Genomic DNA, 23137 nt, shown 5'->3' on the forward strand with positions numbered 1-23137 from the left:
ACTTGCCATAGGACAAGCTAACAAAACAAATATTTATAGGTTTTTACAAGACTGCTGGTGGCAGTAATTCTCGCTTATCGCCTTGTAAGGCTTTAATTTGCCCATCATCGTCTACATCAACAACAATTGTGTCTCCATTTTTAAGGCGACCATTGAGGATTTCCTCGGTAAGGCAGTCTTCCAACAGGCGTGTGATCGCCCGACGCAGAGGACGCGCTCCGTAACTGGGGTCATAGCCTTGTTCCACCAAGCGGTCTTTAAAGCGTTCAGTGACTTCCAGAGTAATTCCTTGCTCAGTTAAACGGTTGCCTACTTCACCGATAAGGATGGAGGAAATTTGTTTAACTTCATCCTTGGTTAGTTGCCGGAAGACAATGATTTCATCAAGACGGTTGAGAAATTCTGGACGGAAGTAAGCTTTGAGTTCTTCATTGACCAGGGAGCGAATGCATCTGTATTGAGCATCAGCTTGATTTTGAGAAAATTCAAACCCAAGACCACCACCACCTTTTTCAATCACCTTGGAACCGATGTTGGAAGTCATAATCAACAACGTGTTCCTAAAGTCCACAGTGCGACCCTTAGTATCAGTCAAACGACCATCTTCTAGGACTTGCAACAGTAGGTTGAACACATCAGGATGTGCTTTTTCGATTTCGTCAAACAGCACGACTGTATAAGGACGACGGCGGACGGCTTCTGTCAGTTGTCCCCCTTCGTTGTAACCCACAAAGCCGGGAGGGGAACCGATGAGCTTGGATACGGTGTGACGCTCCATGTATTCGGACATATCCAACCGAATCATCGCTGACTCAGACCCGAAGAAGTAAGCCGCCAGTGACTTGGCGAGTTCTGTTTTACCCACCCCTGTCGGGCCAGAGAAAATAAAACTGGCGATTGGACGATTGGGATTACTGATGCCAACGCGGGCGCGACGAACTGCACGGGAAACTGCCTTGACGGCTTCTTCTTGACCGATGAGCCGAGTATGTAGAGTATCTTCCATCTGGAGTAGCTTTTCGGACTCAGACTCGGTCAGTTTACTCACAGGTACTCCTGTCCATGAGGCGACAATGTGAGCGATGTCCTCTTCGTCTACCAGGGGAGTACACTCAGCATCAGTAGGGTTGGAGTTATTGTCTTGAACGAGTGCCCGAATCTCTGTCTGAATTTCTAGTTCGCGAGTACGCATTTCTCCTGCCTTGCTAAACTCTTGCAACGCAATAGCATCTTGTTTAGCAATTAGAACTTGGCTTAGCTCCTTGTTGAGGTTCTTCGCCGGCGATCGCACTTTAGAGTTGAGTATGCGGACGCGGCTTCCTGCTTCATCAATCAGGTCAATGGCTTTGTCGGGCAGAAAGCGGTCTGAGATATAACGATCTGAGAGTTTAGCAGCAGCTTCTAGAGCCAGGTCTGAGATTTTGAGCTTATGGTGCTGTTCGTAGCGATCGCGTAACCCATACAAAATTTCAATGGTTTCCTCAACATTGGGTTCATTGACCATTACCTGTTGGAAACGACGTTCTAATGCTGCATCTCGCTCAATGTACTTGCGGTATTCGTCCAGAGTGGTCGCACCAATACACTGTAGTTCCCCACGCGCTAGGGCAGGCTTAAGCATATTGGCGGCATCAAGTCCGCCTTCCACAGCTCCAGCCCCAACTAAAGTATGAACCTCGTCAATTACCAGAATCACATTCTTGCAAGCGCGGAGTTCTTCTATGATGTTTTTGAGACGTTCCTCGAACTCGCCTCGGTACTTAGTGCCTGCGAGCAATGAGGCTATATTTAGAGTGAAAACTTGCTTACCTTGAAGGCTATCAGGAGCATCGTTATTGACAATGCGTTGAGCTAGCCCCTCTGCCAGTGCTGTTTTACCGACTCCTGGCTCCCCAATTAATATAGGGTTGTTTTTAGTACGGCGACTCAGAATTTGAATTATGCGTTCAACTTCCTTTTGGCGACCCACAACGGGATCGAGTTTGCCCTCGGCGGCTAGTTGAGTCAAGTTGGTGCCACATTCGTCTAAGGTTGGTGTCTTTTTACTGGTGCGGCTATCATCATTACTCAGGTCAGGTGTCGTCTCGGAAAGCCTCTGAATCACTTTAGTCCGGACTTCTGTGGAGTTAACCCTCAGGTTGAAGAGTACTTTTGCTGCCACCCCCTCTCCATCCCGAATCAGACCCAGAAGTAAGTGTTCGGTGCCAACATAGTCCTGCTTAAGGGAGCGAGATTCTTCCAACGCCATATCGAGAACACGCTTGCTCCTTGGGGTGAAGGGAATTTCAACGGCGACAAAGCCAGAACCCCGACCAATAATGTTTTCAACTTCTTCCCTTGCATCTTCGAGAGTGATGCCTAAGGAACTCAACACTTTTGCCGCGACACCATTTCCTTCTCCAATCAGACCTAAAAGGATCTGCTCTGTACCCACAAAGTTGTGACCAAGGCGACGTGCTTCCTCATGGGCTAGCCTAATCACCTTAATCGCCGTATCTGTCAAGCGTTCAAACATCGATATGTCCTTGTGGAGAGAGTAATTGCTGTCGGATCTGGAAGTGGGATTGTGAAGTACTGCATAGTCGCGATCGCGTCAAGCCGCTTCTAGTTTCAACGGGGATGCTTCTTGTCGGTTACTCATCAAGAGTCTGAACCGAGTGAGCGTGGAAGTCTTAGTACCCCTGGAGGACACCAGAGGGTGAGTCCCTCTCGCCTCCCGTAACGATTTTTCGTTACCCTAGCAGCCACCCTCCTTCCGAAGGCGGTTTGATTTTTTACTTCGACACGCTCACCTTGGACTTATGCTCTTAGTTCTTGTTAAGCCAGCCATTTCAATCAATGCCTCTCGGTGAAACTGCACCACGAAAGAGGCTGATTCCCGATAAATGGCAGATGTGGATACTTTCAGCGTAATGTTGTTCTGCGTCGAGGAAAGTAACCGTTGCACCGTGCAGGGTTGCATCTTCTGCTTACAGTAAGCAATGATGCAATCGCCGACCTTAATATCTAGCGCTTGAATGTTCATAAAAGTCTTCCCGCCTGGAAACTCCATCCCTTTATGGGTGGGGAGGAAAGCGGGGCAGGGTATAACGCTTTCCACGAATAAATACTCAATGCTCATGGTTAAGGAATTGGCTCAACCAATCCTATCCAGGCAGACACGGCTTGGCGGGACGACCAACCTATTTTGCCGTTTATTCTCCTGGAGGTGTCGTGATTCGCTACCGCCTTTATCACCCAAAGCTTGTCAGATAGGAAGAGTAGATTTCTAGCTCTTAGCTACTCAACTGTTGTCGTGTTCCTTGAGAGTAGCACAAAAACAAAACGTTCAATAATATCAAAAACTAAATCTTAGCGTCAAGACAAGACGGCTATCCTGAAATTATTGTTCACCCAGGTTTAAAATTGTTAGCTAAGTTTAAGTTAAGGAAACCGCTCCAAGACTTATTTTTGCTCGGCGGTAGCTCCAGCCTCAACAAGTTTGGCTAGTGAATCGCTATCAAACTCGTTCAGGGCTTTGCACAAATTTTCAAAGTGCTGGTATTTCTGCAAGCTGTACTGTCCCTTATCGAGGTTTAATACTTCACAGAACTGCTTGTAATCAGTTTTCCAGTGAAAGGTGTTGAGAGATTGAACAAAGGTTTTAATTGTATGCATTTCAGATATCTCCTGATACATAAGTTTAGAAACTATAAATTTCTTGTAATTTACTGAGTACTTGTAGTACTTCGTATGTCTATAGCGGTTCTCCGTCAAGTGAGGTGCATTTTTAGAGCTGAAACTATTACTAGGCAAGGATTGGTTGTACCTCATCAGTCAAGGAAACGCTATAAACAGTAAAATGGTTTAGTAAAATGACTGTTATTTTTTAGTTATTAATGTGAAAGTCCTTTAGTTTGATTGATTTGAGCAAAAAGTAAAAAAAACAATCGTTTAATCTTCATTAAACAACTTTTATTCAGGAAATTCCAGATTCTTTAGATAGAGATATCCTTAAAAAGTAAGGTGAGTTTTAAAAAATTACTCACACTGATAAAAATTGGGTGAGAAAGTTCCTTGGGACTATCGAAGATTTCTCTGAGCGAGTAGATACAGCTATTCGTCTAACGCTCTAATCTATACTTCGAGCTTAGCCCCAAGGAACTAGGTCACCTCAAGAGTTGGACTCTGTCATAACTTTTAGACGGATGATCTGCTCACCTGTATCATCTAGTGGTACTTCGATGACTTCTCCGGCAAGGCGCTCAATGCAGTTGAGAAGCGATCGCAAATTGGGAGTACTTGCACCTGTATCTACATATAGGCGATCTGACAAATTGCCAAGGCGCTTCCAGGTGGTGTAGAGTTTGCCAATCGTCTGCTCTAGTACTGAGGCTTGTTTCACTAACTCTGCTGCGGTATTTAAACAGTCGAGACGTAGGGCTTCTTCGAGTGCCATTTCCATATCCAAGGATGAGTTGTTAATCGCTTGGACTTGGGCGGCAGCATCAAGATACTTGGCTAAGTAACGGGCATCTGATGTTACTTGTTTGATGGTATCAACATCGGGACTGGCGGCAACTTCCTCACGTAGCGCTGTGAGATGGGATTCTGGCAACTTCTCCATTTCTTTTACCAGTGGTGCGAGATAACGCGCAGGCATGGTACCTGCTGCGGCTTTTTCCTTTACTTCATCGGGTAGTAATTCTGAGGACATTGCCGTCCATTCATCGGAGAGTTGCTTGACTTCACGGCGGGTAATGCGATCGCCTTTTTGGGCGGCATCGCTTACCAGTTGTTGCACTTCTGGAGCAGATTTTGCCGTTTCGACAAAGGCACGTTTACTGAAGTTTCTGATCGCCTCAGGGTTCAGTTTTCCTTCAGCAAGGAGAGTATCGGCACTGTTTGCCAATTCGATTAAAGAGTATGCCTGACTTTTACTAATTTCTCGGCTTTTGAGCCAGTTTAAAAAACCTGTCCCCCGTCCGTCGCCCCCTTTTTTCTCTCTGTCTCGCACAATCCGAAGAATTCGTCCCCGCCAGATTTCGGTTTGCAGGTCAAAGCGATCGCATACTAACCAAGCGTTATCAACCTGCGATTGAAAGTCGTACTCCAGAATCTCCTCATCTTCTGGGTCAGGCAGTTGGAAATTTAGATCAACGGGTTGCTCAAGGACAGCAGCAAGGTCGGTGGTAGAATTGGGGACTTGAACCATGGGAAGCGATCGTCAAGTGACAGTCGGATTATTATTGCACGCTTCCAAAATTATAGGAGTACCCCACTGCTAGAGTGTCTTGACCCTCAGGATCAGGACATAGCACAAGATGTGCCATTAGATTGTCGGGTCGCTTGTGGTTACACAAATCTTGTGCAGCTAGATGCGATCGCTTTTAGGATGAATGGCACTGACTTAAGAGCCTGGAAATAAATTTCCGGCTCAAAGCTGAAGTAAGCTTAAGCTTACTTCATCAGCCTTTCAACCCGTTTTAACGGGTTTTAGCTTTTAGCCCGTTCGCGTTCGCGAAGCGTTCTCGAAGAGTAGCGTTCCCGTTCCCCGTAGGGGTTCCCGAAGGGTAGGGTACTTTCGTTCAGGGCTTAAGTCAGCACCATTCCTCTTAGCAGCAACCCAAGAACACTTTTCGCATTCGTTATAGATGAAGGAAATACTGCCTTCTGCCTTCTGTTTCTTGGAAGAATGAATTGCCTCACCACTTAATAAAGCCAAGGAATCAACTTTTTGACTTGCTGTTGGTAGTCTGAGTATTCCGAGTACTTCTCACTCAACCACGCTTCTTCCCTATTGGCTTTAAGGTCGAAAAAGATAAACAGGATAATGGCTGCAACTAGGTGAGACAGACTGACTTGAAAGACTACCCAGCTAAAAGCGGCAAGAATCAATCCACTGTACAAGGGATGCCGGACAATGCCGTAAATACCCGATCGCACTAACTGTCCGTCTTCTCTGGGATAAGGTAAAGGGGTTAGGTTGCGCCCCAAGTCCAGCAGTCCTTTGATGATGAGGATGGAGGCTGCCAATCCAAGTACTGCCGTGATGCCCCAACGCAGATAGAGCAACGCTGGTGAGCCAATATCCCATTCACTTAGGCGGTAAACTGGCACCAATACGAAGCCAATGAGCAATGCCCCCTGGAGTAGTACTAAGTATTCTCCGCGCTCACCGCTACGCCAGCCTTTACGGGTGAAACCCCAGTCGCTCAGAAGTTTCATTTGCGATCGCTCCTACTGCTCCTACTGCTCCTACTTTACAGATATAGCAGAAAGCCGTTAGCTATCAGCCATCACTTTTTTGTTTTCCTTGCTATGTCTAGTTTTCACGCGACTGAGCTTTACCTCATCTCTCCAGGAAACCGCCATATCTGCATCAAGACAGTTTTTGTCTTAAGGTGACTTCTTTTATTGCGATACTTAACAATTTTTAGCAATTCATGAGCAAATGCTCAACTTCCTAGAAGAGGCTCTCATCTTAGCCACATGTCTGGAATTCTTATCAGATAGCTATTTTGGTTCAACCAACTGGTGTTTAGCTGAGAAATAATGAATTCTCTGATTACAAAATTTAATCTATTTGTTAAGATAAGTAACATTCGCTTCATAATTTTTTTTGGAACTATACCTATGAATGCTAGTGAGCGCCTTACGGCTTATCTTGCTGCTGTCTTAAAGCCGAGTCTGTTTGACAACGTTTTGTCTCAAGCTGCCTGGACTGTACTGCGAGTTGTTGCTGGATTGGTAATGATTCACAACGGCTTGGATAAGCTATCGAACATCCAGAGCTTTGCGGATGCTTATGTTTCCGTAATTGGTCTACCCTTTCCGATTTTCTTCAGCTACTGTGCTGCTTACACTGAGTTAATTGGCGCACCGTTTCTGGCTTTAGGGCTTTTGACTCGTCCGGCTGCGGCTGGTTTGTTCTCGACGATGCTAGTAGCGATGTACCATCACGTTCTGGTTGCTGGATTCAGCATTCCTTATCTGGAACTGTCAATGCTATATGCTGCCTGCTTCTTGTTCTTTTTAGTTAATGGCGCAGGACAGTATTCTATTGATGCGGTGTTGGCTAACCAACTAAATTCTGTAGCAACAAGCCGTGTCTTAAACTCTCTTGCCAGCCGACGGGAACAGCAAGTTGAGTCTTTGAAATCGTCTTACCAAGAGTCCGAAAAAGAAAGCGCTTCAGTGACTAAGTAAGGTTTTTCTGTAGCAACAACGGCTTACTATCTGGTAACAATTGTCTATTAGGAAATTAAAGTTTTTTAACCCGCCTAGGCGGGTTTTTCGTAGCTGTTACAACTCGAAACTGATGCACCACCATTTACGCCTACTTAGCAATCAGCTTAAATTTAACCAGATTCCAACTTCTTTTTAGAGCGTATTTAATCACAAATCAGCAATATAAATTAGTGTGTTTAATTAAGAAAATTACTTTAACAAATCGTTATGCCGAAATTGTCCAATACCCAAAATGGATAATTTATCTGTCTATAGATAGTAGTTATGCGTTCGATGGCATGAAACTATAAAAAACATTAAATAATAATTTGTCATTCGCTATAGTGTTTGCTGTTTTAGCGCTAGCTGTATCAAACCCTCAGACACTATTCCTCTCAGCACTGTTTGCTGTTAGTCTAGCGATTGTGCATCTCTATGCTGGCAAATTGAGATTCCTTGATGCGGCTCCTCGTAGCCGTTGGCTTTCTCTGGCAGGTGGTGTTTCAGTTGCCTATGTGTTTGTTCACTTGCTACCTGATTTAAATGAACACCAAGAGGTGATTCAGGAGTTAGAAGGGTCAACCATGGCGTTTCTGGAACATCATGTATACTTAATGGCGCTTTTGGGTTTGGCAGTCTTTTATGGATTGGAGCGAGTTGTTAAGGCATCTCGTCAACGCCGTCGTCAGGCAGGTGAAAGTGATGCTCCTAGTGGTGATGTTTTTTGGTTACACATTAGCTCTTTTGCCATTTACAACGCCCTGATTGGTTACTTGTTGCTCCATCGAGAAGAACCAAATACTCAAAGTTTGTTTCTATTTTTTGTGGCAATGGCTTTGCACTTCCTTGTGAATGATTTTGGACTTCGGCAAGACCACAAAGATAGTTACGATAAGCGAGGGCGTTGGATATTAGCAGCGGCAATTATTGTGGGGTGGGTGATTGGTAGTGGAACCAAAATTCCTGAAGCGGTGATCGCTCTCCTTTTTGCCTTTTTAGCAGGTGGTATCATTCTCAATGTTCTCAAAGAAGAATTACCGGAAGAACGTGAAAGTCGCTTCTGGGCTTTTGCCTTAGGCGCAGGTGCCTACACGGTACTCCTGATAGCACTCTAAACTGATACGATTTCATGAGTTTAAGGTCAGATTCTTCTTCCATGGGACATAGACGCTGGTGGCTGATAGTGCCACTCTCACTAGTGGCTTTGCTTCTGGCTCACGGTATGGCGCTGATCTACCGGATTCAACCTGCTGTCTCTTTGTGGTTTCCTCCTTCCGGTGTAGCGATCGCATTGACGCTCTGGTTCGGCACAGTTGGTGTCGTCCTAACGGGTATCACCTCAATCTTGATCGCACCTTTATGGGGAAATGATGGCTGGACGCAGTTGGCTGGATTAACTGACGCTACAGAACCCTTAGTTGCCTGGTTGCTCTATCGGTATTGCTTTTCCGGTTCGCTTTCCCTGTCTTGCCTCAGGGATGCCGTTGCTTTTATCTTGAGTGCGCCAGTCGCTGCCTGTGCTACCTCTGCCATTGTTGGGAGTTTTACCCTAGTGGCTGTGGGTAAGATGCCTGCATCAGACTTAGCAACAAGCATCCCCCACTGGTGGCTAGGTAATGCCATTGGAACATTAGCGATCGCACCCACAGCCCTTTTAGTAGTGACCCCATGTTTACAAAACTGGGGCTGGTTATCCTCTAGGGAACAGGGTGTAAAAAGTAGAGAAGAATTTTGCCTCCACCTTGTACCCACCTTTTGGGCAGAAGTGGTTACGATTCTACTCTTCGTTGTCGCTACGGCAACGCTCATTGTCTCCAAGACTAATCAGGCAAACTTTGCCTTTCAACAGCTTTCCTTTTTGAGCTTTATACCCATCCTCTGGGCAGCTACCCGTTTTGGTGTGAAAGGTGGGATGCTAACCTCAAGCTTCTGCGTGTTGGTAACGCTCCTCGCCTACCTCCTTGCCTACCCCAACGCCATCTCATTCCCCAACTTTCCTGTACCAGCAGAAGTCTTGCACGTCCACAAGCTGAGCCTCTTGGTGCAGTGCGCTGTCAGTTTATTAGTGGGATGTGCAATTACAGAACGGGCAGCAACAATGGTGGTATTAGCAGTGGAACGGGTGCGATCAAAAGAACATCAAGCCCGTATTCAGCTTAGTGAGCAACTCATTCAACTCAACAATGAACTGACTGAAGCTAACAGCCGATTGGAACAATCGAATCGAGATAAGGAAGACTTGCTAAGGCGAGAACAGATTGCCCGTGCAGATAGTGAGGCAGCACGAAAGGTAGCAGAAACCGCTAATCGGATGAAAGATGACTTTCTTGTTGTTCTCTCTCATGAACTCAGAACTCCTCTCAATCCTGTCTTGGGTTGGTCAAGGCTACTGCAAAGCCGTAAGTGTGATGAAGCAACGCTCAATAAAGCACTAGAAACGATTGAACGTAATGCTAAGTTGCTGATGCAATTGATTGAAGACTTGCTGGATGTTTCCGGTATTCTTCAAGGTCAGCTAAGCCTGAATGTCTCTCCTGTTGACCTAGTACCTATTATTGAAGCAGCGATTGAAACGGTGCATCTAGCGGCTGAGGCGAAGTCAATACAGATTCAGACTGTATTGCAGCCAAACGTGGGTCAAGTTGCGGGCGATCGCACCCGTCTACAGCAAGTCGTTTGGAATTTACTCTCGAATGCCGTTAAGTTTACTCCACCTGGAGGTCGGGTAGACGTTCAACTCTTCTCCCTCGGCACACAGGCTCAAATTCGAGTTAGTGATACTGGTTCTGGAATTAGTGAGGATTTTTTGCCATTTGTCTTTGATTACTTTCGTCAAGCTGATAGCAGTACAACGAGAGTTTTTGGCGGGTTGGGTTTAGGGTTAGCTATTGTTCATCGGTTGGTCGAATTGCACGGTGGAACGGTTCAGGCAGAAAGCCCTGGAGCAGATTTGGGGGCTACATTTACTGTGTCCCTTCCCTTGATAAAAGCTGATAACAATACAAGTGAAAGTAAGCTGATGCTTGACCAAGAATTCTAGATTTGAATTTTCAATTAAACAAGTGAGAGGTTAACCCAATGAATTATAAAGTCGTTATACTCATCACTCTTTTTACCACAATCGGTTTTGCGGTTCCAGGAACTGCTCAAATTCAAAACCGTTCACAAGACTTTTTTGAGCAGGGATGGGAACAAATAGAAAGAGAAATTGAGATTCTTCGGGGAAAACCCCTTGAAGAAGAAGCAAACTCTCAATCTCCAGAGTCACAACCATTACTCGACGTTAAACATTCTCCTGTCAACCAATCTGGAGAGCAGCTAGATGAAGAAGAAATTCCTACCACAGAATCCGAGAACACAGAAAATCTCAACAGTGATCAGAGTCAGCCAAAAACTTCTGAAGCTAAAAACCAATAACTAACTACTACTTCAAATGATTTTAGGCTTTGACCCAGGACGTGATAAGTGTGGTTTGGCAGTGATGGGGAGGGAGCAACAGTTACTCTACCATCAGGTTGTGCTATCACAAGATGCGATCGCAACGATTCAGCAATTATGTCAAGAGTTCGTAATTGAAACGATTGTGATGGGTGATCAAACTACGGCTAAAAGCTGGAAACAAAAAATTGTTGGCGAGTTGGGGACATCTATACCGATTATGTTAGTAGATGAGCGCTACAGCAGTTTAGAAGCACGCGATCGCTACTGGCAAATGTACCCCCCCAAAGGGATTGAACTCCTCATCCCTAAGGGATTACGGCAACCCCCTCGACCTGTCGATGATATTGTCGCCATCCTACTTATTGAGCGCTACTTGAAAAAATTAGGAAGCAGAGATTAGGGATTGGGGAAATTTTCGAGCGACATTTCTCTGTTCCTAACCCCTAAACCAGCTTGGTAGAAATAATCCACCCCTAACAATTCTTCCCCTGCCTCCCTACTTTCGGAACTGGCAGGAAACTTTGCCGCGAAGGTTTAGTCCCTACTCAAAGTTCTGCCCGGATGGTAAAGGCATAGTCTCCTCCCGGCTCCAACTGGTAATCGAACCGCTCTAAAAATCGACCAAGTGGCTCCTGAATCAGGGCACGTCCGAGAGAAGGCCTGACGGATAATTGACCTCGCCGGAAACACCACTGAAACTGCCACGCATACTCTGCTGCTTGGACTTCCCCTTCAATCTTGCCGTGTTGCCAAGAGTGCTGAGTAATCCGAACATAGGCAGTGGTTTCCGGCAAATGCTTAGAAGTCACAATTGCAACAATTCTTATTTGTTGTAAAAACTTTAGGTTAGCAAATTCGTCGAGATCTAAGTCAATCTAACTCCTTTTTTCTATCCTTGGTCAGACAAGTCGCCGTAATGAGTCGCCTCTGTTGTAAGCAATTAGAAAGACACCGATGTTAAAAAGCCTCTGGTTTTGAGTAAGAGGGGGGTTTTGAGTCAGGAGAAAACAACCCTAGCATAGGACCCAGGATTGCTCCAAAAATAAAGCCACCTGCGTGTGCCCAATATGCCACTCCACCGCTCTCCATTCCGACATTAGCTGGTGCTTCTAGCATTGCCAGCCCATTGAAAGCTTGCTGTAAAAACCAAAACCCTAGGAAAAAGACTGCTGGTACCCGAATAGCCGTGAAAAAGAGAGGAATAAACGTTACCACCCTCACATTAGGGAACTTTAGGATATATGCCCCCATGACACCTGCGATCGCACCACTTGCCCCTAGCGAAGGAACCCCAGAATTAGCCGAGAAAAACCACTGGCTGAGGGCGGCTAAGACACCGCAAGTTAGGTAGAAGATCAAGTACTTGACGCTGCCGAGTTCCTCCTCAATGTTGTTGCCAAAAATCCACAGAAACAACATATTGAAACCCACATGAGTAAATCCAGCATGGAGGAATTGTGAGGTTATCAAGGTTAGCGGTTCTGGTACTGGCTGATTGATGGCAATGCCATCAAAACTCGCAGTCAGTTCTCTAGGAACAACAGCAAATAGGTGAAAGAATCCATCTAGCTGGGGAGGAACTAACGTTAGCTCATAGATAAACACCAAGATATTTGCAGCAATCAAGGCATAAGTGACATAGGGAGTGATTTTTATGGGATTTTCATCACGAAGTGGAACCACAAGTATCTTTCCTGTTTACTTAGAAAACTGGAAGAAACATAACTTAATTTGTTTGCCTCTGACTGCCAACTGTGGGTAGATTTCTGGTGATGATCACTCAAAGCATTCAGTGTTTAGCTTTTAAGGAGCGCCCCGTCACTGAACTTGATACCATTTCTAAAAAGACTTAGGTCGAGAGTCAGAAAACAATCCCAGCAATGGGCCGAGAAGTGCCCCAAACACAAATCCTCCTGCATGTGCCCAGTAGGCAATTCCTCCACTTTGCATACCAACATTAGTCTGTACACCTAGACTGGCAATACCGTACAAGGCTTGCTGTACAAACCAAAGTCCCAAGAAGAAAATCGCTGGGATATTAGGAAAGACAATAAAGGGACCCAAGAATACTAGAGTTCGGATTTGGGCATGGGGGAATCTAAGAATATAAGCACCCATCACCCCTGCGATCGCACCACTTGCACCTAAGGAAGGAATTCCTGATTGCATGGAGAAAAACCATTGAGCCAAAGCCGCCAGAATTCCACAGGTAATGTAAAAAATAAAGTACTTGACGTGACCCAGTTTGTCTTCAATATTGTTACCAAAAATCCACAAAAACAACATATTCCCGGCAATGTGCAAAAAACCACCATGGAGGAACTGAGATGTTATTAGTGTCAGTGGTTCTGGTATTGATTGAGGCACAGAGATCGGGATACCAGCCAAGATTGCCGTTAACTCTTTAGGAATGACTGCATAAAGTTGAAAGAATTGTTCCAGTTGTTGCGGTGCCAACATTACTTGATGGATGAACACCACAATATTTACAGCAATCAGCCCATAGGTCACATAGGGAGTAAGGCGCGTTGGATTGTTATCGTTAATGGGAAACACAGCTGTTGTTCCTACCTACCCAAAACTGGAAAAACGTAACCTAACTGATTCTAATTTGTCTGCTCACTAGAATAGATTGACACCTAATGAACTCTGCCTTGTGTATGTTCTTTGTGAGCGTGAAAGTTATAATGAAAAACCCTTCTCTCTTCAGAGAAGGGTCAATCTTTGGCAAAAGATGGAATTGAAAAAATTTACCAGCCCTGCTCAAACTATTCTATAACATGGGCAACGAGATCATTGGTTTGCTTATCAACAACTCGTTAAGTCATGCTAACCAACTAAACTACAGAGACTAGCCTTCAACAACAATCTTACCCGCCATACCAGCCCCACGGTGAGGTTGGCAGTAGTAGGGGTATTCACCAGGAGTCGCATCTGCTGGAAAAGTCGTCTCGAAAGACTCACCAGGAGAGAACGTTAACTTCTCATGAGACAGCTTCTTCGCCAATGCTTTATCCCCACCAGGGACTTTCGTGTCATCAAAGACAGCATTGTGAGGAGGAACTTTGTTCATCTGCCACTTGACAGTGTCACCTGGCTTAACTGTCAGAGTCGCTGGTTCAAACTGAAGCAATCCCTTGTCGGTACCCATCTTAACCGTATAGGTTTCTGCGGCTGCGGGTGTTGCTGACAATGCAAAGCTAGCGACTACTAGGAGGATTGCAGACAGTAGCAAACCTAGCCTGCGTGGAATTGCGGCTTTAAATTTCATCATTTTCTCCGAAAATTCGTAATTGAATTCTTTATTAACATTTTAGGGCAACTCTTTACCTTTCTTACTTTTGTGGGAACCTTGCCCTAGTGGTTCTTCAAAAATCTGATGTGCCCCATCCGGGCGCTTTTTGGGCGGCTCTAAGAACAAAGGCAGCTAACTTTTCTACTTGCTCCTGTGGCATCCAACTCTCTGGAACTTGGCGGCACCAAAAGCTGATATCACTACCATCGTAAGTCATTGGCTCTCTTAAAAAAGCGACTAAACCATTGATGTTATCGCGAGGTGGCGTAGCACCAGCCAGAGTATTTAAGGCAAGGGATACCGTTGGGTCTGGCAACGTTGCCCCACCAACATGACAATTCAAGCAGTGAGTCTCAAATAGCTCTTTACCAGCAGACAGGTCTTCAGCCGAGAATGGCTTCGTCTGACCTTGCCCATCCAGATCGAGAGCAACTGGCTCCGTTGCCTTTAGATAGCGCCTGACGTAGGTGTCTACAGCCGCGTGAGCGGGTGTACTGACCATAAAGACGCTAAAAAAGGCAATTAAAGCGGCAAGTAGACAGGGAACGGAGAACAGTTGATGCCGTAATGAATGCAAATATTGAGTGATTTTGATGGCTCTGGTCAGCATTAATCCTTAGTCCTTAGTCATTGGTCATGAGTCCTCAGTCATTGATCATGAGTCATTACATCGTTCATCCTTAGTCCTTAGCTTGGCTTTTAGTTGACCAATGACTGGGAATTGGGAATGTGACCAATGACCAATGACCAATAACCAATTCACATCATCCAGATGTTAGTTGTAGACCTTGCCGCCTCCCCACATTCTGCCGAGGATTTTCGGCTGAAGCAGAATATGACCTGCGATCGCTTCTAGGTCATCCTCGGTGAGGTTTCTCATCTCAGGATAGATATCAGCGCTCTTGAGACTAGGGTGTAACTCAGAAATCTCAATTTCCCCATCATAAGTCGTGGGATTGTTCATGTAATCGACTAGAGCAGCAATGTTATCGCGTGGTGGCGTTGCCCCGGCAAGCACATTCGTATCTAGTCCAACGTTAGGGTCAGTTTTAGTTCTGCCTCCACCATGACATTGAGCACAGCTATCGTTAAAAAGGCGTTTGCCCTTCTGCACTTGCTCAAGGCTGAGGACAGTCGTGTCACCCGCTTCATTCAAAGGCACCGTGCGAATCTCGGTACTCAGTTCAACGGCTGATACACTCCCGACTGCAATTTGAAAGGCAAAGAATACAGTTGCCACAGCAAGCAAGATGAATCGCTTCATTCTTGGTTCTCCTTGGAAAATTTGGCTCATTCGTTTTGGATGCTAAAGCACAGCACCGACTCAATCACTGCAACTCCTCAGATTAAGAGGGCGATCGCAGCCAACCACTTAGCAGGGGTAATAAAGACGTATTAACGTGCGAAAGACCACACACTGGCACTTTGGCTCATTCCCAAAGGTGCTGCCTACCATCAGGGGACTTTAATTCTTCCTCCGATAGTGTGGCTGAGCCTTGTCGTTCGGACAAAATTTTAGAAATAATTGCCTTGGCATCCTCCAGGATCAGATTGGTTTCTTGCGTTTTGTAAGCAATTGCCAACTGTTCGCGTAAATAGCACACCTGTGCAACTGGAAGATCATATTCTGCGGCAATATCCGCAATCGATAGGTCTGCAAACCCCATAAGTCTTGGCTGGCTAAGATTGAGATCGAGTCACTCTAATATGAATATGATGCCACTCTTACGACCCCTTTCCCTATATCAAAAACTGGGTTGGGATCAATCAGAACCTCTAACACTCAAGTGCATTGCTTCTGGGATCGGAGCCACTAGGGGTGTCAATGGAAGAGGTTGATGAAGGCGAATGAGTTGGGCAAGAGTTCTTTTTAACTGAGTACGGGGTACGATCGCATCAACAAAGCCGTGCTGTAGCAGATATTCAGAGGTTTGAAAATCGTCGGGGAGCTTTTCTCTGAGGGTTTGCTCAATCACTCGCCGTCCTGCAAAACCGATGGTTGCCTTTGGTTCTGCCAGAATGATGTCTCCAAGCATGGCAAAGCTTGCTGTGACACCGCCCGTTGTCGGATGCGTGAGAATCGGGATGTAAAGCAAGCTTGCTTCACGATGACGCTGTAGTGCCCCGGAGATTTTCGCCATCTGCATCAAACTCAACATCCCCTCCTGCATTCTTGCCCCACCAGAAGCGCAAGCAATGATGACAGGTAGCCGTCTTAGTGTAGCTTGTTCAATCACACGGGTGAGTTTTTCTCCAACCACAGAACCCATGCTACCGCCCATAAAGCGGAAGTCCATGACCCCCAAAGCCACTGGCAAATTATCTAGCTGACCTGTACCTGTTTGAACGGCATCTACTAAATGTGTTTTTTCTTGGGTTTCTCGTAAACGATCGCTATATTGTTTGCGATCGCGAAATTTCAGAGGGTCAGTTGGATGCAAATGCTCATCAATAGGAACCCAGGTGTTGGCATCAATGAGCTGACGGATACGTTCGTCACTAAACACCCGCATATGATAATCACACTCTAGGCAGACCATTTGGTTCGCTTGCAGGTCTTTGGTATACGCCATAACTCCGCAAGCCTGACACTTTGTCCACAACCCATCAGCAATCTCACGTTCTTGTCGTTGTTGACTGCTCGGTTCTGGCTTTCGTCGATTTGCAAACCAATCGAATAGAGACATGAAAATTTTTTATCCTTAGTTGTTATCTGATGCTCCTGCTTGTTCCTCCTCTGGAGAACTCAGTAGGAGTAAAGCCGTCCATTGGTCATGTGAGAGAACTTGTAAAGCAGCAGGACTACACGCACCGAAATAAGAAGCTATCCCCGCGTCAACAATCCGACTGGGGATGTCATGCGCCGCTAGCACCTGCTGCATCAGCTCGGCTTCCCAACGGGCATTCGTTGTTTTCAGCGTTATCCAGGACACAGGTTAATCTTATCAAGTCAAGACGGTGGTTTTTGGGTAAATCATACAGGGAATTGGGAATTGGGAGTTGCGAATTGGGAGAGGACTTATATTAGGTAATCTTAGGGCGGGGAGGGGGTATAAGAATTGTCCAGACTGATTGTTTTATTCTTAATTACCAGTTCCCTATACTCGTCCCAATCGTTCGTTAGCTAAAAGGGAAAAATAGCCGTAGGTAGGTGGATAAAATCGCCTCTCCCCAGAAAACCGACAAGGCTGCTCCTAAGGCGAGAAAAGGGCCAAAAGGCATTGGTTGTCTACGATCTAGCCAACCGAGAGCGATCGCACCGCCACCAGCGAAAGCACCAACAGCACAGGCAATAAATCCCCCTAAAAGCAGATATTTCCATCCCAACCAAGCTCCCATCATTGCCGCTAATTTTGCATCTCCCCCACCCATGGCCGCTTGTCCAAAGATCATTGAGCCAACAACGGTAATAATGTCAAATAGCCAAATCCCAAGCACAGCAGCGATAATGCCCACCATTAACTGCTTGAATCCGTCTGGCAGTTGAGACGCTTGTAAAAAACCAGCAGTTCCTTGGAACACTAAACCCGCTACCAATCCAGACTGAGTTAAGGAGTTCGGTAGGGTCATCGTATCCAGGTCAATCAGAGAGAGTGCGAGTAACCAGCTCAAAAAAGCCCAATAGCCTAACGTTTCAACCCCAAAGCCATACATCCAGAAAACCAACACATACAGCACACCCGTTATCCCTTCTACCACGGGATATCGCGACGGAATCCGGCTTCGGCAGTGACGGCAGCGCCCTTTCAACAAAAACCAACCCAATACTGGAATATTCTCGCGTTTTCCCAGCTTATGTAAGCACTGGGGACAGCGAGATGGAGGCCAGAGAATCGATAGATTAGCTGGCAGTCGATAAACTACAACATTTAGGAAGCTACCAATCGAGGCACCTACAGCAAAAACAGTCAAAGAAGTCAGACTAATAACCAGAGCTTCCATGTTATGTAGCAATCCTTAACTTTAGGTGCTAATTGTCTGCTGTTAATTATTGGTGAACAACCAACAACTAACAACGAACAACCAATAACTAATAAATTTCCGCCTCAAGCTGGCCAAAAGGCACAAAAGATTCCTGCGGTAAAAGAATTACTTTACTTCTAAAAATAAGCTTGCCTCGATGGGTATAGCGGTCAATAGCTACACCATAAGGACGCTGTGTGAGTTCTGGATGAACTTCATAATAAGTACGGTAAATTTGTCGAGCTGCTCTTAAGAGAGCCGGATCTAGCAGCATCGGTAAATCCATCCGATCTGCGTAACTTCCTTGTGCTTGCTGTGACGTGTACACCACCCACCTACCCCTCTACCCCTATTGTTTATGCTCGACTTTAATCCACTAGCGCCATTACAGCAAGAGGCGCCGGAGCGTAAAAAATTGTTTTAATCGTACAAAAATTAACTACGCTCTAGTGCGCGAATTAAGGAATCTCCCATTGCGCGACAGCCCAATAGGTTCATTCCTTCCGACATGATGTCCCCGGTGCGATCGCCTGAGTCCAACACCTGTAGCACTGCCTGCTCAATTCGTTGGGCTGCTGTAGGCTGATTTAAGCCATAGCGTAGCATCATTGCAGCACTTAATACCTGAGCCAAGGGATTAGCTTTATCTTGACCTGCAATGTCAGGTGCTGAGCCGTGGACAGGTTCAAAGACACCAGGATTTTTGTCCCCTAAACTCGCCGAGGGTAACATCCCAATGCTGCCAGTAAGCATCGCTGCTGCATCGGAGAGAATGTCTCCGAACAGATTGCCAGTGACAATCGTGTCAAACTGTTTCGGTGCCCTGAGTAGCTGCATAGCCGCATTATCAACATACAGGTGAGATAGCTCAACATCAGGATACTCAGAGCCTAGTTGCGTAATGCGATCGCGCCACAACTGCGACACCTCCAGCACATTTGCCTTATCCACCGAGCAAAGTCTCTTTCCCCGTTTCTGTGCCGTCTCAAATGCTACCCGTCCAATTCGGTCAATCTCGGCTTCTGTATAAGCCATCGTATTGACCCCTCGTTTCTCACCTGTTTCCGTGGTAAAGACACCCCTAGGCCGACCAAAGTAGATACCACCCGTGAGTTCTCGCACCACCATAATATCAACGCCCTCAACCACTTCCCGTTTCAAGCTTGAGGCATCAATTAGTTGGGGTAATATTGTCGCGGGTCGAAGATTGGCAAATAAACTAAGACCAGCTCTTAAACCCAAGAGTCCGGTTTCTGGGCGTAAATGGCGAGGTAGAGAGTCCCACTTATAACCGCCAATTGCCGCTAGCAACACTGCATCACTGTTACGGCACATTTCCAGAGTATCAGCAGGCAGTGGTTCACCGACTGCATCAATCGCTGCACCCCCGATTAGGGCTTCTTGAAACTCAAACCGTAAGTCTAGCTGCTCACCTACGACTTTTAGAACATCTACCGCTACTGCCATGATTTCCGGACCAATACCATCGCCGGGGAGTAGGGTAATGCGGTAAGAGTGGGTCATTGTACGTTTTAGCTAAGTTAACTATTTAAACGGTGGCGGAAATTTTTGCCGATTAAATATCATACCTAGCAAACGTACAGATGGAATCGTCGTTTAACTTGATTGCAGGTCAGTACAACAATAAACTGGCTCTGGCTAGCTAACTTCTGCAAGCGTTGTAGTTGCAGGGACGTTCTTATTGTCTGTACCCTGTGAGGACTCTAGAGTAGGAATACGGCTTTGTAAGGATGCGATCGCCTGACCCTGTTGCTCTACTAATTTCGGAATAATCTTAAATTTACCTAGCACTTTCTCCACCCTAGCCATACGGCTCTCCACCGTCGTTATCGTCTGGCTAAATTGACTGAGTTCTCCTGTAAGCGGTTCAACGTTCCCCAGTAAGCTTTCTACCTCAGCCATACGACTCTCTACTGCCGTTACTGTTTGGCTCAATTGGCTGATTTGTCCTGTTAGGGGTTCAACGTTGCCTAGTAAGCTTTTTACCTCAGCCATATGGCTCTCTAGCGTCGTTACCGTCTGGCTCAATTCGCTGATTTGTCCTGCTAGAGGTTCAACCGACTCTGGTAAGGTTTCTACCTGAGCAATACGGCTTTCTAGAGTCGTTACTATCTGGCTCAATTGACTGATTTGCCCTACCAGAGGTTCAACGTTCCCCATTAAGTTTTCTACTTTACTTATACGACTCTCTAACACCGTCATTACCTGAGTGAATTGCTCCACTGGTTGAGTTGAACTTCTATCGGCTTCCAAGAATCTCTCTATAGCACCTAGGCGGCTCTCTAGAGCACCCATTGCTTCATTTCGCTGGTAGGATTGGTCGATTAAACTACTAACTTTTGGCAACAATTCTTCCAAACCTACCAGGCGGTTCCCTACAGGGTCTTGCACAGGAGCAGATTGAGGAGCAACTTCAGAGGTTTTCTTTGACTCTAAGCCCTGCTTTACCATAGTGATGAGCCAATAGGCTGTGGCGGTGATCACTTCTTCTACTATGACTTGCAGCACACTAGAAAAACCCTGCTTACTTGACTGGTTTTTGCTGTTTGGCTCGTTTGGAGATTGTTGATTTGGCTCGTTTGGAGATTGTTCAGGATTTTGGGATTTTTCCATACCGAAAAGCTTATGTAACCAAGCCATAATTGTTCACCCAAAGAATTAGAAAAAGTATTGAGTCGAGCTTAGCTATAATTAATAATTAATAATCGATTAGTTACATCAATCTCAGGAGAGAATACAGTCATTAGCCTTTTTCACAGTTTCCCTGAGTAGTGCCTATAAGACATAACCGCCAACGCGCTCGTCGGCGGCTCCCAATGTCAAGGGCAATTTACCTAAAAATAAGAAAAACACCAGTTCACAGGCATTAAGTAGCTCAAAAACTTTTAAGCTGTTTCACCAGTACTTCCCGACGTTCCAGCATTTAGACGGACAGTTGGCTCACCGGATTGATCGTCGTCCACTGGGACTAAAATGTATGTTCTTTGCTTCTCAGATAGCTTTGGATCTTGAGTAGCAGATTGCTTGACATCCTCAGCTACATTCTTAAGCGTGTCCACTGTACCTTTTACAGTGTCATTGACATCCTTGGATGTACCTTTGACAACATCCACTGTACCTTTGACAACATCCACTGTACCTTTGACAGTGTCGTTGATACTCTCTGCTGTGTTCTTAACGGTGTTCCCTACATCCTTGACCGTGTCGTTAACACCGTAGGCGACAGTTTGAGTCGCGTTCCCTACATCTTGGACAGTGCCGTTAACACCTTCCGCTGTTCTCTTAACGGCGTTCCCTACACCTTTTACGGTTTGGTTAACCTTTTCGGCTGTTCCCTTAGTAGCTAAAGCCCCAGCTACTGCACCCAAAGTAGCACCAATGAGCGCTCCAATCGCTATTTTAGTTAATCCAATACCCTTAGTAGTCCCTTCTGAATAATCATCAGATTGAGATTGATACGGAATCTGCTCAACCGTAATCTCGTCCTCTGTATCCAAAACCTGGTTTTTCTCACTCATAATAATCTTCTCTTTGCTACTAAAACTCTTCAACACTCGTCAGACGATGAGAAACGGGCAATTACACCTTATTTTCTCTAATTTGACAGGCTCTAAATAAAAAAGAACTAGGTTGCATAACTTGCTAATTATTCTTTTTGCAGGTAGTCATAAAGTTGTCAGGATACCGTCCGCTTCCTTAGGCAAAAGAAATGTTGTTTATCCTTAGAGCTTTATGACTACCTTATTTACATCATCTCGGCTATAAGCTAAGCAATGTGTTGCTCAAAGGATGAGCCGCCGTTACAGTGTCCTGTTTTATCGACAACGTTAAGACTTTAGCCTTCAAGTTCTAAGTGTGCTGACAGATTTTATCTTCGACGGCAACTTTATCTTTATGAAGACTAAAATCTTCACACGCCGTAGTTATATCCTGACTCACTAGTCTCTTTGGATATTTCCATGTCAGTAGTTTGCCCTTCAGTGAAGTCTGCGGCATCAGGCTCTACATCCATGGGTTGATCGATAATCAGTCGCTCTTTTTCCCTTGGAATTATTATGTCGGTTGTCTGAGGTTCAGCGTACTGCATATAGCTAGTCTGACCAGTAGTGACCTGGCTTGTACCTCCAACTGACTGCTTGGCATCCTCAGCTGTATCCTTGACGGCATCGGCTGCACCTACTGCGGACTGCTTGGCATTCTCGGCTGTGTCCTTGACGGCATCGGCTACACTTACTGCCGATTGCTTGGCATTGTCCTTGACGGCTTCGGTTGCACTTACTGCCGATTGCATAGCATTACCAGCTAGATCCTTGACGGCTTCGGTTGCACTTACTGCCGATTGCTTGACATTATCAGCTGTATCTTTGACGGCATCCAACGTACCTTGTACAACTGGCTTGAGACTTTCAGTTGTACCCGTTACTACGTCTGATGTAGTGCCCACTACAGCTTGACCAACACCTTCACCTACACTTTTTACTGCGTCGCCTACACCTTTGGCAGTCTGGTTAAGTCCTCCACCTATGGTTTTTAACGCCTGCCCCACACCTTGTGCAGCGTGGTTAAAACCGTTAGTGGCTTTCTTCCCAGTCAAAGCACCAGCTAATGTACCCAACGTAGCTCCAACAAGCCCGCCTACCAGTAGTCTAGCTAAGGTAGGATTCATCCCCTTAATCCCCATGCCTACTGAAGAAGCATTGGATTGAGACATAGTAGTAGGCTGATTTTCTGTCACTAACCTATTGCCTGTGCTTGTGCCTGTTGTAGTAGGCTGATTTTCTTCTGTCACTAACCTACTGCCTGTGCTTGTGCCTGTTGTAGGAGTATTAGATTGACTCGTCACAAGGCGGTCAATACTTTCGTCAGACTTATTCCAAGTCGGCTGGTTGTCATTTACCATAGATGTCTCCTTTGAACCAAAATTACTTAACATACCAAGACGGCTCAACGCCTATCTGGGCTAGATTGATTGTTATCTAAAGTCAATTTAACGATTAGAGCCAAGAACTTCACCGATCTAAAGGCTGACCTGGCAGGAAACACCGTCCGTCTCTGGTTGTAGATGTCATAAGGACTTGAAACCAAAACACGCAACGTAGCTTAGAGAATCTGTTGAAGTTTCTCAAAAACTCCTAGCAGAGGTTGTAGCTAAAGCTAGTGCAGCGAGGCGGAAATAAGTGACCAGTTAAAAAAGGAAGCAAAAAGGGA

At 45.7% G+C, this 23137-nt stretch carries 27 protein-coding genes; 6 read left to right on the top strand and 21 right to left on the bottom strand.

The window, feature by feature from the left end:
• Positions 1–43: 43 nt before the first annotated feature.
• From AC5JL3_RS15505 to AC5JL3_RS15520, 4 genes are all read right to left on the bottom strand, one after another.
• Entirely contained in the window at positions 44–2515 is a 2472-nt protein-coding gene (locus tag AC5JL3_RS15505; protein ID WP_496075319.1) for an ATP-dependent Clp protease ATP-binding subunit, read from the bottom strand.
• A 273-nt stretch (positions 2516–2788) separates the two neighbouring features.
• Positions 2789–3025: a hypothetical protein gene (locus tag AC5JL3_RS15510; protein ID WP_496075320.1), complete on the bottom strand. Its 237-nt coding sequence runs from the start codon at positions 3023–3025 to the stop codon at positions 2789–2791.
• A gap of 419 nt (positions 3026–3444) precedes the next feature.
• On the bottom strand, positions 3445–3657 hold the full coding sequence (locus AC5JL3_RS15515) for a hypothetical protein (protein WP_496075321.1): 213 nt from the start codon (positions 3655–3657) through the stop codon (positions 3445–3447).
• Between the two features lie 496 nt (positions 3658–4153).
• Positions 4154–5194, bottom strand: coding sequence for a hypothetical protein (locus AC5JL3_RS15520; RefSeq protein WP_496075322.1), 1041 nt, complete (start codon positions 5192–5194; stop codon positions 4154–4156).
• On the opposite strand from AC5JL3_RS15520, the gene AC5JL3_RS15525 reads away from it, so the two are divergent.
• Entirely contained in the window at positions 5186–5407 is a 222-nt protein-coding gene (locus tag AC5JL3_RS15525; protein WP_496075323.1) for a hypothetical protein, read from the top strand. The two genes, AC5JL3_RS15520 and AC5JL3_RS15525, sit on opposite strands and share 9 nt — an antisense overlap.
• Before the next feature lie 75 nt (positions 5408–5482).
• On the opposite strand, the gene AC5JL3_RS15530 is transcribed toward AC5JL3_RS15525, so the two are convergent.
• Together AC5JL3_RS15530 and AC5JL3_RS15535 are read right to left on the bottom strand one after the other, a co-directional pair.
• Positions 5483–5704, bottom strand: coding sequence for a hypothetical protein (locus tag AC5JL3_RS15530; RefSeq protein ID WP_496075324.1), 222 nt, complete (start codon positions 5702–5704; stop codon positions 5483–5485).
• Complete coding sequence (locus AC5JL3_RS15535) at positions 5692–6207, bottom strand: methyltransferase family protein (RefSeq protein ID WP_496075325.1); 516 nt, start codon at positions 6205–6207, stop codon at positions 5692–5694. Before AC5JL3_RS15535 ends, AC5JL3_RS15530 begins: the two co-directional genes overlap by 13 nt.
• Before the next feature lie 408 nt (positions 6208–6615).
• Between AC5JL3_RS15535 and AC5JL3_RS15540 the strand changes: the two genes are divergently transcribed.
• The 5 genes from AC5JL3_RS15540 to AC5JL3_RS15560 all read left to right on the top strand — a co-directional run bounded on the left by AC5JL3_RS15540 (position 6616) and on the right by AC5JL3_RS15560 (position 11050).
• Positions 6616–7188 carry a DoxX family protein gene (locus tag AC5JL3_RS15540; protein WP_496075326.1) on the top strand — a complete coding sequence of 191 codons (573 nt, stop codon included), beginning with the start codon at positions 6616–6618 and terminating at the stop codon, positions 7186–7188.
• A gap of 350 nt (positions 7189–7538) precedes the next feature.
• The gene (locus AC5JL3_RS15545; protein ID WP_496075327.1) at positions 7539–8324 is read left to right on the top strand and encodes a hypothetical protein; all 786 of its coding nucleotides are present in this window, start codon (positions 7539–7541) and stop codon (positions 8322–8324) included.
• 41 nt (positions 8325–8365) lie between these two features.
• Entirely contained in the window at positions 8366–10249 is a 1884-nt protein-coding gene (locus AC5JL3_RS15550; RefSeq protein WP_496075328.1) for a sensor histidine kinase, read from the top strand.
• Between the two features lie 38 nt (positions 10250–10287).
• Positions 10288–10626 carry a hypothetical protein gene (locus AC5JL3_RS15555; RefSeq protein WP_496075329.1) on the top strand — a complete coding sequence of 113 codons (339 nt, stop codon included), beginning with the start codon at positions 10288–10290 and terminating at the stop codon, positions 10624–10626.
• Between the two features lie 16 nt (positions 10627–10642).
• Positions 10643–11050, top strand: coding sequence for a pre-16S rRNA-processing nuclease YqgF (locus AC5JL3_RS15560; RefSeq protein WP_496075330.1), 408 nt, complete (start codon positions 10643–10645; stop codon positions 11048–11050).
• Between the two features lie 145 nt (positions 11051–11195).
• Here AC5JL3_RS15560 and AC5JL3_RS15565 read toward each other — a convergent pair whose 3' ends face one another.
• From AC5JL3_RS15565 to AC5JL3_RS15635, 15 genes are all read right to left on the bottom strand, one after another.
• On the bottom strand, positions 11196–11459 hold the full coding sequence (locus AC5JL3_RS15565; RefSeq protein ID WP_192220726.1) for a DUF3146 family protein: 264 nt from the start codon (positions 11457–11459) through the stop codon (positions 11196–11198).
• A gap of 148 nt (positions 11460–11607) precedes the next feature.
• The gene (locus AC5JL3_RS15570) at positions 11608–12333 is read right to left on the bottom strand and encodes a rhomboid family intramembrane serine protease (protein ID WP_496075331.1); all 726 of its coding nucleotides are present in this window, start codon (positions 12331–12333) and stop codon (positions 11608–11610) included.
• A 156-nt stretch (positions 12334–12489) separates the two neighbouring features.
• A complete protein-coding gene (locus AC5JL3_RS15575) occupies positions 12490–13206 on the bottom strand; it encodes a rhomboid family intramembrane serine protease (RefSeq protein ID WP_496075332.1) in 717 nt (238 codons plus the stop codon).
• A gap of 295 nt (positions 13207–13501) precedes the next feature.
• On the bottom strand, positions 13502–13924 hold the full coding sequence (gene petE, locus AC5JL3_RS15580) for a plastocyanin (protein ID WP_496075333.1): 423 nt from the start codon (positions 13922–13924) through the stop codon (positions 13502–13504).
• 94 nt (positions 13925–14018) lie between these two features.
• Positions 14019–14555, bottom strand: coding sequence for a photosystem II cytochrome PsbV2 (gene psbV2 / locus AC5JL3_RS15585; protein ID WP_496075334.1), 537 nt, complete (start codon positions 14553–14555; stop codon positions 14019–14021).
• A gap of 165 nt (positions 14556–14720) precedes the next feature.
• Positions 14721–15209, bottom strand: coding sequence for a photosystem II cytochrome c-550 (psbV, locus tag AC5JL3_RS15590; RefSeq protein ID WP_496075335.1), 489 nt, complete (start codon positions 15207–15209; stop codon positions 14721–14723).
• A gap of 166 nt (positions 15210–15375) precedes the next feature.
• Positions 15376–15612 (bottom strand): translation initiation factor IF-2, encoded by a 237-nt coding sequence (locus tag AC5JL3_RS15595; RefSeq protein ID WP_496075336.1) that lies wholly within the window; start codon positions 15610–15612, stop codon positions 15376–15378.
• A 96-nt stretch (positions 15613–15708) separates the two neighbouring features.
• Positions 15709–16632: an acetyl-CoA carboxylase, carboxyltransferase subunit beta gene (gene accD, locus AC5JL3_RS15600; protein ID WP_496075337.1), complete on the bottom strand. Its 924-nt coding sequence runs from the start codon at positions 16630–16632 to the stop codon at positions 15709–15711.
• Positions 16633–16647: 15 nt separating this feature from the next.
• On the bottom strand, positions 16648–16878 hold the full coding sequence (locus tag AC5JL3_RS15605; RefSeq protein ID WP_192220733.1) for a putative signal transducing protein: 231 nt from the start codon (positions 16876–16878) through the stop codon (positions 16648–16650).
• A 187-nt stretch (positions 16879–17065) separates the two neighbouring features.
• Positions 17066–17887 carry a prepilin peptidase gene (locus tag AC5JL3_RS15610; RefSeq protein WP_496075338.1) on the bottom strand — a complete coding sequence of 274 codons (822 nt, stop codon included), beginning with the start codon at positions 17885–17887 and terminating at the stop codon, positions 17066–17068.
• An 88-nt stretch (positions 17888–17975) separates the two neighbouring features.
• Positions 17976–18236, bottom strand: coding sequence for a hypothetical protein (locus AC5JL3_RS15615; protein ID WP_496075339.1), 261 nt, complete (start codon positions 18234–18236; stop codon positions 17976–17978).
• 107 nt (positions 18237–18343) lie between these two features.
• Positions 18344–19432, bottom strand: a complete 1089-nt coding sequence (leuB, locus tag AC5JL3_RS15620) for a 3-isopropylmalate dehydrogenase (protein WP_496075340.1) — start codon at positions 19430–19432, stop codon at positions 18344–18346.
• A gap of 135 nt (positions 19433–19567) precedes the next feature.
• Positions 19568–20569, bottom strand: coding sequence for a hypothetical protein (locus tag AC5JL3_RS15625; protein ID WP_496075341.1), 1002 nt, complete (start codon positions 20567–20569; stop codon positions 19568–19570).
• Positions 20570–20814: 245 nt separating this feature from the next.
• Positions 20815–21447, bottom strand: a complete 633-nt coding sequence (locus AC5JL3_RS15630; protein ID WP_496075342.1) for a YtxH domain-containing protein — start codon at positions 21445–21447, stop codon at positions 20815–20817.
• Positions 21448–21839: 392 nt separating this feature from the next.
• On the bottom strand, positions 21840–22829 hold the full coding sequence (locus AC5JL3_RS15635; protein ID WP_496075343.1) for a hypothetical protein: 990 nt from the start codon (positions 22827–22829) through the stop codon (positions 21840–21842).
• Positions 22830–23137: the final 308 nt, after the last annotated feature.

This window comes from Symplocastrum torsivum, assembly GCF_059505465.1.

Bases quoted from the DNA above. Each gene is read 5' to 3' on its own strand.
- petE (WP_496075333.1), bottom strand. From the start codon at position 13,924: ATGATGAAATTTAAAGCCGCAATTCCACGCAGGCTAGGTTTGCTACTG.
- AC5JL3_RS15625 (WP_496075341.1), bottom strand. From the start codon at position 20,569: ATGGCTTGGTTACATAAGCTTTTCGGTATGGAAAAATCCCAAAATCCT.
- AC5JL3_RS15510 (WP_496075320.1), bottom strand. From the start codon at position 3,025: ATGAACATTCAAGCGCTAGATATTAAGGTCGGCGATTGCATCATTGCT.
- AC5JL3_RS15540 (WP_496075326.1), top strand. From the start codon at position 6,616: ATGAATGCTAGTGAGCGCCTTACGGCTTATCTTGCTGCTGTCTTAAAG.
- AC5JL3_RS15630 (WP_496075342.1), bottom strand. From the start codon at position 21,447: ATGAGTGAGAAAAACCAGGTTTTGGATACAGAGGACGAGATTACGGTT.
- AC5JL3_RS15505 (WP_496075319.1), bottom strand. From the start codon at position 2,515: ATGTTTGAACGCTTGACAGATACGGCGATTAAGGTGATTAGGCTAGCC.
- AC5JL3_RS15535 (WP_496075325.1), bottom strand. From the start codon at position 6,207: ATGAAACTTCTGAGCGACTGGGGTTTCACCCGTAAAGGCTGGCGTAGC.
- AC5JL3_RS15595 (WP_496075336.1), bottom strand. From the start codon at position 15,612: ATGGGGTTTGCAGACCTATCGATTGCGGATATTGCCGCAGAATATGAT.
- AC5JL3_RS15520 (WP_496075322.1), bottom strand. From the start codon at position 5,194: ATGGTTCAAGTCCCCAATTCTACCACCGACCTTGCTGCTGTCCTTGAG.
- leuB (WP_496075340.1), bottom strand. From the start codon at position 19,432: ATGACCCACTCTTACCGCATTACCCTACTCCCCGGCGATGGTATTGGT.
- accD (WP_496075337.1), bottom strand. From the start codon at position 16,632: ATGTCTCTATTCGATTGGTTTGCAAATCGACGAAAGCCAGAACCGAGC.
- psbV2 (WP_496075334.1), bottom strand. From the start codon at position 14,555: ATGCTGACCAGAGCCATCAAAATCACTCAATATTTGCATTCATTACGG.
- AC5JL3_RS15550 (WP_496075328.1), top strand. From the start codon at position 8,366: ATGGGACATAGACGCTGGTGGCTGATAGTGCCACTCTCACTAGTGGCT.
- AC5JL3_RS15555 (WP_496075329.1), top strand. From the start codon at position 10,288: ATGAATTATAAAGTCGTTATACTCATCACTCTTTTTACCACAATCGGT.
- AC5JL3_RS15560 (WP_496075330.1), top strand. From the start codon at position 10,643: ATGATTTTAGGCTTTGACCCAGGACGTGATAAGTGTGGTTTGGCAGTG.
- psbV (WP_496075335.1), bottom strand. From the start codon at position 15,209: ATGAAGCGATTCATCTTGCTTGCTGTGGCAACTGTATTCTTTGCCTTT.
- AC5JL3_RS15610 (WP_496075338.1), bottom strand. From the start codon at position 17,887: ATGGAAGCTCTGGTTATTAGTCTGACTTCTTTGACTGTTTTTGCTGTA.
- AC5JL3_RS15635 (WP_496075343.1), bottom strand. From the start codon at position 22,829: ATGGTAAATGACAACCAGCCGACTTGGAATAAGTCTGACGAAAGTATT.
- AC5JL3_RS15515 (WP_496075321.1), bottom strand. From the start codon at position 3,657: ATGCATACAATTAAAACCTTTGTTCAATCTCTCAACACCTTTCACTGG.